The sequence below is a fragment of the Ruegeria sp. BHSA118 genome, from assembly GCF_059613405.1.
Genome location: NZ_JBXWSM010000107.1, coordinates 1 through 9,247, shown reverse-complemented (window position 1 = coordinate 9,247; position 9,247 = coordinate 1). Strand labels below are relative to the sequence as shown.

The 9,247-nt window shown below is 59.1% G+C and carries 12 protein-coding genes and 1 pseudogene; 6 read left to right on the top strand and 7 right to left on the bottom strand.

Features of this window, described 5'->3' with window-relative positions; genetic code table 11:
* Positions 1-113: 113 nt before the first annotated feature.
* Genes AC2FNN_RS20535 through AC2FNN_RS20525 form a run of 3 tightly spaced genes read right to left on the bottom strand, consistent with a single transcriptional unit; the run spans position 114 to position 1,882 of the window.
* Entirely contained in the window at positions 114-518 is a 405-nt protein-coding gene (locus AC2FNN_RS20535; RefSeq protein ID WP_496760281.1) for a hypothetical protein, read from the bottom strand.
* Between the two features lie 46 nt (positions 519-564).
* Positions 565-1,215: a ChrR family anti-sigma-E factor gene (locus tag AC2FNN_RS20530; RefSeq protein WP_496760280.1), complete on the bottom strand. Its 651-nt coding sequence runs from the start codon at positions 1,213-1,215 to the stop codon at positions 565-567.
* Between the two features lie 10 nt (positions 1,216-1,225).
* Complete coding sequence (locus AC2FNN_RS20525; RefSeq protein ID WP_496760279.1) at positions 1,226-1,882, bottom strand: sigma-70 family RNA polymerase sigma factor; 657 nt, start codon at positions 1,880-1,882, stop codon at positions 1,226-1,228.
* A gap of 146 nt (positions 1,883-2,028) precedes the next feature.
* Here AC2FNN_RS20525 and AC2FNN_RS20520 point away from each other — a divergent pair, with 146 nt between their 5' ends.
* From AC2FNN_RS20520 to AC2FNN_RS20505, 4 genes are all read left to right on the top strand, one after another.
* On the top strand, positions 2,029-2,847 hold the full coding sequence (locus AC2FNN_RS20520; RefSeq protein ID WP_496760278.1) for a DUF1365 domain-containing protein: 819 nt from the start codon (positions 2,029-2,031) through the stop codon (positions 2,845-2,847).
* A 40-nt stretch (positions 2,848-2,887) separates the two neighbouring features.
* The gene (locus AC2FNN_RS20515) at positions 2,888-3,205 is read left to right on the top strand and encodes a DUF3775 domain-containing protein (protein ID WP_117871872.1); all 318 of its coding nucleotides are present in this window, start codon (positions 2,888-2,890) and stop codon (positions 3,203-3,205) included.
* A gap of 237 nt (positions 3,206-3,442) precedes the next feature.
* Complete coding sequence (locus AC2FNN_RS20510; protein ID WP_496760277.1) at positions 3,443-3,670, top strand: YjiS-like domain-containing protein; 228 nt, start codon at positions 3,443-3,445, stop codon at positions 3,668-3,670.
* Positions 3,671-3,729: 59 nt separating this feature from the next.
* Positions 3,730-3,933, top strand: coding sequence for a DUF1127 domain-containing protein (locus AC2FNN_RS20505; RefSeq protein ID WP_171117238.1), 204 nt, complete (start codon positions 3,730-3,732; stop codon positions 3,931-3,933).
* Positions 3,934-4,024: 91 nt separating this feature from the next.
* Here the strand turns inward: AC2FNN_RS20505 and AC2FNN_RS20500 are convergent, their stop codons facing one another.
* Genes AC2FNN_RS20500 through AC2FNN_RS20485 form a run of 4 tightly spaced genes read right to left on the bottom strand, consistent with a single transcriptional unit; the run spans position 4,025 to position 7,524 of the window.
* Positions 4,025-5,167: a saccharopine dehydrogenase family protein gene (locus tag AC2FNN_RS20500; RefSeq protein ID WP_496760276.1), complete on the bottom strand. Its 1,143-nt coding sequence runs from the start codon at positions 5,165-5,167 to the stop codon at positions 4,025-4,027.
* Between the two features lie 3 nt (positions 5,168-5,170).
* Positions 5,171-6,226 (bottom strand): saccharopine dehydrogenase, encoded by a 1,056-nt coding sequence (locus AC2FNN_RS20495; RefSeq protein WP_496760275.1) that lies wholly within the window; start codon positions 6,224-6,226, stop codon positions 5,171-5,173.
* A gap of 14 nt (positions 6,227-6,240) precedes the next feature.
* A complete protein-coding gene (locus AC2FNN_RS20490; RefSeq protein ID WP_496760274.1) occupies positions 6,241-6,855 on the bottom strand; it encodes a glutathione S-transferase family protein in 615 nt (204 codons plus the stop codon).
* Between the two features lie 18 nt (positions 6,856-6,873).
* On the bottom strand, positions 6,874-7,524 hold the full coding sequence (locus AC2FNN_RS20485) for a histidine phosphatase family protein (RefSeq protein ID WP_496760273.1): 651 nt from the start codon (positions 7,522-7,524) through the stop codon (positions 6,874-6,876).
* Between the two features lie 136 nt (positions 7,525-7,660).
* Between AC2FNN_RS20485 and AC2FNN_RS20480 the strand changes: the two genes are divergently transcribed.
* Positions 7,661-8,848, top strand: coding sequence for a Zn-dependent hydrolase (locus AC2FNN_RS20480; protein ID WP_496760272.1), 1,188 nt, complete (start codon positions 7,661-7,663; stop codon positions 8,846-8,848).
* 285 nt (positions 8,849-9,133) lie between these two features.
* A pseudogene (gene gcvT, locus AC2FNN_RS20475) lies at positions 9,134-9,247 on the top strand (glycine cleavage system aminomethyltransferase GcvT); the annotation flags it as partial.

Here is a 9,247-nt window from a genome sequence, read left to right as displayed (position 1 = left end):
GTGCCGAAAAGGCTGGACGCCGGGCGCAGCGATTGGACAATTTCGACTTTGAAGAAATCGAGACCAAGGCCAAAACCGGCGTTGTGCCCTTGGCCCGCCACGAAGGTTGAAATCTACTGGATGGACAGGTCCAGATTGTACCCCACGGTTTTTCCGGTATCCCTGTCATTGCCCATCAGATAGACGCGGATCGTATAATCACCATCGTCGGGCAGGGTGATCCGGGCCGTATTGCCGTCAATCGACCCGTTATAGATCGCGACACCATCGCTGCCCGGCGGCAGGATGTTGAAATAGATCACGCCGTTGCCATTGGTGTCGCTGACCTGAAGATCGGCAAACATCTCCTGCCCGGCTTTGGCGCCCAGCGTATAGTCGAAATACGCATCTCCTGCGATGGTCCCACTGACCATGGTGCCAAAATTGCCGGGCTGAAACTGAACCTCGGCCGACTTTTGGGCCCAAACGCCGGGCGCGATTGCAACGAGAAGGGCGGAAACTGCAAGTCTTGCGAACATGGTCATTCCTTTCAAAACACGCCGTACGCGGGCCTCGCAGGCAACTTCAGATGCGCAGGAAGGGTTGGAACAGGCGCGGCATCAGCTTGGTGAATTTCAACGGTGCATCCGTAACTGCCAGACAAATGCAGTCTTCAGAAATGTCCGCTACGGGCGTGTGTTTCAAATCCTCGTCCGCTATCTCAACATCGCCACGGGCGAAGCGATCCACTTCGTCCGAGAATGCGCCCTGAAGCACCATCGTCAATTCTATTCCGTTGTGGCCATGATCTGGTACAGCCGTTCCGGCTGGAATGAACAGCAACCGGGCCGAGGCCTCGCTTGTGGTTGGCAGAATGGCCTGTTTGACGCCCATACCGATCGGTTTCCATCGGATATCTGAAACCGTACCGCCGACATAATCCTGCAACGGGGCCGGCAATACCGAGCAGTTCGGACGCGCCGGTTTGGCCGCCGGCGCGCCTTTGGAGATCAACGCCATAGTCGCGGCCAGAGATGTATCACTCATGGCGATGGAGTCCGGCTGTTCCTCCAGAATATGCCCACCTACGGCATCATAACTTTCCGCCCGCGCACGGCAATGGTCGCAGAGCGACAGATGCGTCGCGACCATCAGGTCGAATGCCTCGGGCAGACTGCCTGCGGCATATGCCATCAGCAGGTCATCTGTCAGGTGATGTTTGATCGACTTACTCATCGTACTCATCTCAGTTCATTGCATGGCGCAAGCGGTCCAGCGCCAGCCTAATTCGTGATTTGATCGTTCCCAGGGGCAACCCGGTCTGAGACGCAATTTCGCGGTGACTCAGATCACCGAAATACGCTTTCTCGATCAGCTCTCTCTGCGCGTCTGGCAACGCCGTCAAAGCGGTGCGAAGCTGCGCGGTTTCCTGTTGCAGCGCGATGACATCGTCCTGCTCGGGCTCGGCCTCGGGACCCCATCCCAACTCGTCGGGTTCGGGGCGGCGTTGCTTGCGCAGAACGTCAATGCGCTTGTTCCGAGCGATGGTGAATACCCAGGTGGCCACCGTTGCCCGTGTCGGGTCGAACAGATGGGCCTTGTGCCACAAGGTCGCCATCACTTCCTGCGCGCATTCTTCGGCCATCGTGGCGTCTGATCCTGACTTCATCAGGAACGCCTTGATCCGTGGCGCGAAGTGCTGGAACAGCTCGGCAAATGCCGCCTGATCCTGCGCGTCGCGGATGCGCCTGACGTGATCCACCCATTCGGTTCTGGTCTCGCGCCTGCCGTTGGTTCCGTTCACCCGTCTTCCCTTGATGCCTTTCTTTTCGCGCCGAGGCTGAAGGGCGGCCGGTTCAGCCGCAGGTTCGTCCAAGGTCACGGTATCGATCTCGGTAAACATAACCGCATTACGGCGCGTTCCCCAAGCCGGATCACTTTATCGGGACATAATGATCCAAATTGTGCAAATTCCCGTATCAGGTTTATCGGCATCTGAAGGAAATCAGTGCAGTTAAAGGCGTTTACGAGAAGGCCGGAAAGCAGCGGATGACGCAGGAAATAGATCATATCGCGGGTCATACCTATCACGGGCGCAAGGGGGCGATCGAGAATGCATTCCGATACTCGGTCGATTACATCCTGCTGGACCCCGAAGCAGAGCTGAACACCCCTTTGCTGTTTTCGGTTGATCGCGCAAATGTCACGAACTGGCGCACCAGCGATCATGGGGGAGAACCGGGTCATGGGGAAGGGGCCCGGTGGCTGCGCGCGCGATTTGATGAAATGTCGGTGCAACAACCGGCGCGTTTCAAGTTGCTGACACAACCGCGCGTGTTGGGGCAGGTTTTCAACCCCGTCAGTTTTTGGTTCTGTTTTGACGTCGGCGATCACCTGTATGCCGTGGTGGCCGAGGTCACCAATACCTATGGCACCCGTCACAGTTACCTGTGTCACAAACCCGATTTCTCGGTCATCGAACCGACGGACAGGGTGGTGGCGGACAAGCTGATGCATGTCTCACCGTTTCAGAAGATCGAAGGCAGCTATACGTTCCGCTTCGATTATCGCGCGGATCGGGTCGGTGTCTGGATTGATTACGGCCGCGCTGATGGTGGGCTGATCGCGACGCTGACCGGTCCGCGGCAACCCCTGACCAACCGCGTGATCCTGTGGTCTTTGCTGCGGCGGCCATTCGGCGCCCGGCGAACCTTTGCGCTGATCGTCTGGCAGGCGTTCAGATTGTGGCTGAAAAAAGCAACCTTTCGCCCGTTTCGCAGGCAACCGGTACCGGACCAGCCGATTTCGCGTGCGCGGCACGAGGGCCGTTGTTTGCGTAAGATCAAAGACTCGGCTGGTGTTCGGTGATTGTGATGGCATGACAACCGCGAACACAAGGAGTTGATGCATGTTGGAAATATCGGCAAGAAAGGTCGCTCAGATTGCCATGATGGGGCGCGAGCTGAACCGGGCAGAAGGTGAAATGCGCGCCTTCATTGAACGTATGAGCGAAGACGAGCAAGCCGAACTGGTTGCCATCATGTGGATCGGCCGCGAGAGCTTTTTCGCCGAGGATCTGGCCGAAGCGATTGCCACCGCCAAGGCCGAGGCCTCGACCCCCTGCGCTGACTACCTGATCGGCACTCCGCACATGTCAGACCACCTAGAGAACGGTCTGGACGCGCTGGGGATATCAGCCGAGGACGTTGAAAACGATCTGATGTGACCTGCCTGCAAAGGGGCGTTTTCTGCGACAGCTCGGTATTCGCGTTATCTTGATCCGCCACTGAAAGGATTGTCGCGGGTTTGGATTTAAGATTGCAATCAACGCGCCGGTCCAGCCGAAGCTTTCCCTCCATACCAGTCTTAACAAACCTTAATGAACCGGTTTGGCAACGTTAAGGCAGCCTTCCCAGATCTGATGTCAGGAAGACAAAGACATCAAGTTCAGGAGGAGAAAGCCATGTCACATACACAAACATTCGCAGGCCGGGGTGGCCTGCTTGACGGACTGTTTTCAAACTATGCGGAAGCAAAGGTCGAGCATTTCCGCCGCCGGATTTTTTCGAAAACCGTGCGGGATCTGGAAAAACTTGATGACGTGCAACTGGCCGACATCGGCATCCAGCGGGATCAGATCAAAAGACGCGCATATGAAAGTGTGTATCACAACAAGCCATACCGGCAGTGATCAAGCATTCAGCGTGAACTGAAACCAATCCCCAAAAGCCTGTCAGTGAGGTTACCAGAATGTTTGACGTCATACCGCCCACCAATCAACCGGCTCCGGCTGCCAGTGCGCTATTGCTGTTCGATCGTGCCATGCGAATCCGTTCAATCAGCCCTGATATTGTCCGCGCAGCCCAGCATCTGAATGCTTTGACCGATCATCAGTTGTCCGAGCTCGGCATCAACCGCAGTGATATCGAAGATACCATCCAGCGGTATATCTGAAGCCCGGGTGAGGGAAACCCGAACGAGGACAACATGCGTAAAGCGGAACAATGAAAGCCATTCCAGGCAGTCTGGAATGGCTTTATTGCGTTCAGACCGTGTGATTGACGATTTGCAGATGCTGGGCCAGCTTGTCGATTTCACCCATCCACCCCTGCACCAGCTTGGGATCACTGGGGGCCGCGTGAACACCGGCCGGGATGGCGCGGTTCAATACGGCCTCGACCGCAAGTGAGACCGGAATCGACACCAGACGCGCCATCGCCGTGCCACGCTCGTCGCCCCAGGCATCCATGACATAGGTCTTGTGCCAGACTTCGACGCCGTCTTTCTCGGCCTTCAATCCCACGCACAACACAACACGATCAGGCTCGCCTTCGTCATAGGCGTTTTCGTCCCAGAACTGGTCCGACATCTCTTTCAGACGCGCATCCCCTTCCGGGCCGGACAGCGTTTCGATCTCGGTGAACACATCCGACCACGCGTCGGCCCAGCCGTTCAGACGCAGGGTGCCGCGGACGAATTCCTTGACCGGCCAGTGATCCTCGAAATGGTACTGCGCCATGAAGGGGATCGAGTCGCGGTTCGGGTAGACCTCGAAGCTCTCCGGTGTGGGCAGCGGCGCGATGTAGCTGCTGATCGCATCCCAGGGGCGGGCAACGTCCAGCGGCGCGTAATCGCGGATCGATTTCGACGGCGAACGCAATGCTTTCAACACGCCCAACGGCGACCAGCTGAATTTGTAACGGAACGGGTTGGGCGTTTTGGGGATGCCGCCGCAATAGGAAATGAAGCTGAGGTGGTTTTTCGGGTCGAAGGCGTCGGAGGCGCGGTAGTCGTCGATCAAGGCATGCGCCATCAGGTGATCGATGCCCGGGTCCAGCCCGACCTCGTTGACCAGCGCGACACCGGCCTCACGTGCCTTGTCGTCCAGCGCGCGCATCTCGGGCGCGATGTACGAGGACGAGACGAAATTGGCCTGTTTCGAAATCGCCAGTTCCGCAAGCGGCACATGCCAGTCGCCAGGCAGCATCGAGACGATCACATCGCCCTTCTCCAGTACGGCGCCAAGCGCGTCGATGTCGAACGCCCGAATGTCGTCGGTCAGGTCTCCGACCTCGGCCCTGGCCTTGTCGACGGTCCGGTTCCACACAGTGACCTTATGGCCGCCTTCGATCAGGCGACGCAGGCCGGGAATGGCCGAGAGGCCGGTGCCACACCAATGAATGGTCATCGTTCAGAGTCCTTCAATATGCGTTTTGTAGGTTGCTTCTGCCCGGCCCCAGACACCGCTGTCCAGATCGGTCAGAGTCAGCAAGGACGGCAGCAGTTGCGCGGCATAGTCTTCCGAACTTTCGACCGGCAGCATCGACGGCAGGTTGTCGATCGCCATCACGTCCATCACCGGGTCGGTGGCCACGCGCAGGGCGGGTTCTTCCCATGTGGTGGCGCGGTCATAGACGGGCACAGGGTTGTAGTCGCTGTCGGGGTCGCAGGCCACATCACCGATGGCGGTCAGGTTGCGGGCGGCTGTCAGCGCCTCGCGCGGGACGAAGACAGGCGTTCCGGGGCGCGCGAAGATACAGTTCAGGAACAGATCATGGTCGAGGATTTCCGGGAAAGGCCCACCGCTGGCGGTTTCGGCCATGTCCCACTTGGTGACCGCGACGCCCATAGCCTCACACAAGTCCGAGGCGCCGGTGCCGACCCTTCCCAATGCGCCGATGACGATGGCGCGGGGGCGGGGCGCGCCGGTGGCGTCCAATTCTGCCAGAAGTTCGGCGTTCAGCGCGTCCTTGCCGGGATAGACGCCGACGGGGTCGCAGATCTCGCCCCGTTGCTGCGCCGCCCAGGTCTTGAGCGTCACCGCCGCGCCCGCATAGCCGGCCCAATAGCCGAATGCGGCGACCCGGCGACCATCCTCATCCACAAGGTATTCCAGATCATAAAGCGTGCCGCCGCCGGCCTTGAACCGTTCCAGCAGAGCATGGCCCGAATGCTGGCCCTTGTAGGCGTGGCCGAACATGATGTGGCGGTGGGGCAGGGGGGTGCCATCTTCGGGCAGTTCCTTGAGGCCAAAGATGATCGCATCCAGCGGGGCTTCGGGCCACGAATTCTCAGCCGCGATTGCGCAGCCGGCGTCCTTGTAGCCATCAATCGGAATGGCGCGGGCATGGCTTTCCTCGACCGTCACGTGGATGCCGGCCGCGATCAGCGCCGCGGCACCTTCCGGTGTCAGCCCAACCCGTTCTTCGTTCGGGCGCTGTTCTGCCCGGACCCAGAGATGTGTCATCTTATTTCCTTTTGTCAGAGCATTCCGGCAGCACGCACTGCCTGAACCGAAGGGCGTGCCTCCATCGCCTCACGGAAGGCGACGATTTTGGGAAAGACCGAAACGTCCACGCCATCGCCTTCCAGCCAGCTGCACACCACATACAGATAGGCATCGGCCAGCGAGAACGCCTCGCCCAGAACAAATGGACCACGCAGGCCGTTCGACGAGATATAATCGCAGGACGCGGTCATCGTCTGCGCGACCTTGTCCTTCATATCTTTCCAGCTGGATTTCTTGTCGGCCCAGCGGTGCCCGCGCAGCTTGTGCGCGTGGTTCACATGCATGGTCGAAGCAAGGTAGAACATCACTTCGCGCATCCGGGCAGCCATCACCGGATCGGCCGGCAACAGCCCGGCCTCGGGGGCCCTGGCCGCAATATATTCCAGCAACGCGCCGGTCTCGGTCAGGATGCCGCCATCGACCACCAGCGCCGGAACGCGGCCTTTGGGGTTTATTTGTTTGTAAGCCGGTTTCGTCTGTTCACCCCCGGCGAAGTCGAGCTTGATCGCTTCGTATTCCAGCCCGGCTTCTTCCAGGGCAATCGCGACAGCGACCGAGATGGTTCGGGGTGCATAGTAAAGCTGCATCAGGCGTCTCCGATCTGGTTACAGGTGGGTCTGCGCGAATTGCCGATCAGGGGCTTCCAGATGCGGAACGGCATTGAAAAGAACCGGGCTCAGCTGAGCACCAATCGGATGCAGACGATGCATCGACGTGTTCATGATGGCAAGGGCCACCCGTGCCATTGACGGGATATCCAACCCCATCGCCTGCCGCACCACCATTGAAATCAACCCGCCCGAGGTCACGACGATTGCCGGTCCGCCCTCGGTCCCGATCTCGCGCAGCGCGTCGCGCACGCGCGTCTCGAATTCTTCGAAGGTTTCCGGCGGGTTCCGGATTTCGCCATTGGCCCAGGCCGCAAATGTTCTGGGCAGGTGTTCGACGAAACCTTCGCGGTCGGTGGGAATCGCGACGCCGTGTTGGTCCTCGAACAGTTGCGCCAGCGTGAAATATTCGATCTCGTTCAGTCGCGCGTCACGGATTGGATCGTGCAATCCCATGCTGTCCGCTGTCTCGGCATGGCGGGTCAGGGTGCCGCAATAGACCCGGGCATAGTGGCTGCGGGTGTCACGCAGATGTGCTCCCAGCCAGCGCGCCTGCTGGTGCCCCAAGTCGCTGAGTCTGTCATAACTTGCCTCGTCCCGCGCCGTTGTGTTTGCCTGCCCGTGACGCACCAATGTGATATGTGACATGTCGGTCCCTCTTGCGCCGAAGTCTTAGGGCAGGTTCCCCTCCTGTGCCAGAGGGGTTTCACGCCTGTCGAAAAAAACCTCGCTCCTTTTCTGTTTCTGGCTATGGTTTGCCCCGAACAAGTCTTCGGAGGGGTTTATGACCGTCGACCACACGCGTTTTCTGACCGACCTGCATAAGTTGCGTGAATTTGGTGCCGCAGGAGTGGGCAAGGGGGTTGTCCGCCCCGCCTATTCCGAAGCGGATATCGCTGCGCGCCAGTGGCTTGCCGGACGTATGCGCGAAGCAGGCCTGACCCCACAGTTTGACCCGGTGGGAAACCTGTTCGGATTGGCGTCCGGCCCTTCGCTGCTGATGGGATCACATTCCGACAGTCAGCCCGAGGGCGGCTGGCTGGACGGCGCCCTTGGCGTCATCGCCGCGCTGGAAATCGCACGTTCCGTCGACCGTCCCATTTCAGTTGTCAGCTTTCAGGACGAAGAGGGGTGGTTTGGTGTGACCACCGGTTCTGCTGTCTGGTCGGGCGGGTTGCCTCTGGAAAAAGCCGATGTGTTGACCGACGGGGCCGGTGTCAGCTTTGGCCAGGCCCGATCCTCCATGGCAGACTTGTCCCGGGGCTTCGTGGACCCGTCCCGTTTCAATGGCTTCATAGAGATGCATATCGAACAGGGCCCCTCTTTGGACGCGTCCGGAGACCAGGTCGGGGTCGTCACCGATATCGTTGGCATCCGCGATATGTCGATCACCTTCGAAGGTCAGCAGAACCACGCCGGCACCACCCCCATGCACCTGCGCCGCGACGCATTTCAGGCGCTGTCCCTGTTCAACACCCGCCTCAATGAGAGGTTTCGCAATGTCGTCACGCCGCAGACGGTCTGGACCATCGGGCGGGTCAACCTGCATCCAAACGCCTCGTCCATCGTGCCGGGACGGGTTCGATTTTCGATGCAATGGCGCGATGCTGACGCAGACCGTTTGGCCCGGATGGAGGAAATCATTCGGGCGACAGCACAAGAGACCGCTGAGCAACTGGGGATGAGCTTGGATTACGGCCCCATGCTGGGGCTGGATCCCGTGGCCATGGACCCGACCTTGCGCCGCGCTCTTGAACGCGGTGCAGAACAGGTCGCACCGGGTCGGTGGCGCAGAATGCCCTCGGGGGCCTTGCACGATGCCACCAACGTGTCTCGTCTGATGCCGGTCGCGATGTTGTTCACGCCCTCGATCGACGGAATCAGCCATGATTTTGCAGAAGATACGGCAGAGGTCGATTTGATTGCGGGGCTCGAAGTTCTGGTGCGTGCCGTGCGGTCCCTTTCTGTCTAAACGCCACTTTGCGCCGAGAAATCCCGAAGAAGGAATGTATTGACGGTGAAATCCTTCCCTCTGGCATCCGGTCGGACGCCAGGGATTTCACGCGATGGAAACAAGGGTTGTTGCCTAACGGAAAAAAGTTTCCTATAGGAACATTCATGGTGCATGCGTCTGTATACCGCCTCTTCTTCGGATCGGTGTTTCACTAAAAACCGGGTGGAATCATTGCATTCTATGCGGCTTGGGGCAGACTGACGGTTATGCATTTTGACCTTTGGATAATCGGAAGTTGACCGGATCATGACCACACCGAAGCGCACGCCCTTGTATGACCTTCACGTTGAGTTGAGCGGCAAGATGGTTGATTTTGCGGGTTGGGAGATGCCTGTTCAGTATCCTTTGGGGATCATG

Bases quoted from the DNA above. Each gene is read 5' to 3' on its own strand.
- AC2FNN_RS20495 (WP_496760275.1), bottom strand. From the start codon at position 6,226: ATGACACATCTCTGGGTCCGGGCAGAACAGCGCCCGAACGAAGAACGG.
- AC2FNN_RS20520 (WP_496760278.1), top strand. From the start codon at position 2,029: ATGACGCAGGAAATAGATCATATCGCGGGTCATACCTATCACGGGCGC.
- AC2FNN_RS20525 (WP_496760279.1), bottom strand. From the start codon at position 1,882: ATGTTTACCGAGATCGATACCGTGACCTTGGACGAACCTGCGGCTGAA.
- AC2FNN_RS20490 (WP_496760274.1), bottom strand. From the start codon at position 6,855: ATGCAGCTTTACTATGCACCCCGAACCATCTCGGTCGCTGTCGCGATT.
- AC2FNN_RS20515 (WP_117871872.1), top strand. From the start codon at position 2,888: ATGTTGGAAATATCGGCAAGAAAGGTCGCTCAGATTGCCATGATGGGG.
- AC2FNN_RS20535 (WP_496760281.1), bottom strand. From the start codon at position 518: ATGTTCGCAAGACTTGCAGTTTCCGCCCTTCTCGTTGCAATCGCGCCC.
- AC2FNN_RS20530 (WP_496760280.1), bottom strand. From the start codon at position 1,215: ATGAGTAAGTCGATCAAACATCACCTGACAGATGACCTGCTGATGGCA.
- AC2FNN_RS20510 (WP_496760277.1), top strand. From the start codon at position 3,443: ATGTCACATACACAAACATTCGCAGGCCGGGGTGGCCTGCTTGACGGA.
- AC2FNN_RS20480 (WP_496760272.1), top strand. From the start codon at position 7,661: ATGACCGTCGACCACACGCGTTTTCTGACCGACCTGCATAAGTTGCGT.
- AC2FNN_RS20505 (WP_171117238.1), top strand. From the start codon at position 3,730: ATGTTTGACGTCATACCGCCCACCAATCAACCGGCTCCGGCTGCCAGT.
- AC2FNN_RS20500 (WP_496760276.1), bottom strand. From the start codon at position 5,167: ATGACCATTCATTGGTGTGGCACCGGCCTCTCGGCCATTCCCGGCCTG.
- AC2FNN_RS20485 (WP_496760273.1), bottom strand. From the start codon at position 7,524: ATGTCACATATCACATTGGTGCGTCACGGGCAGGCAAACACAACGGCG.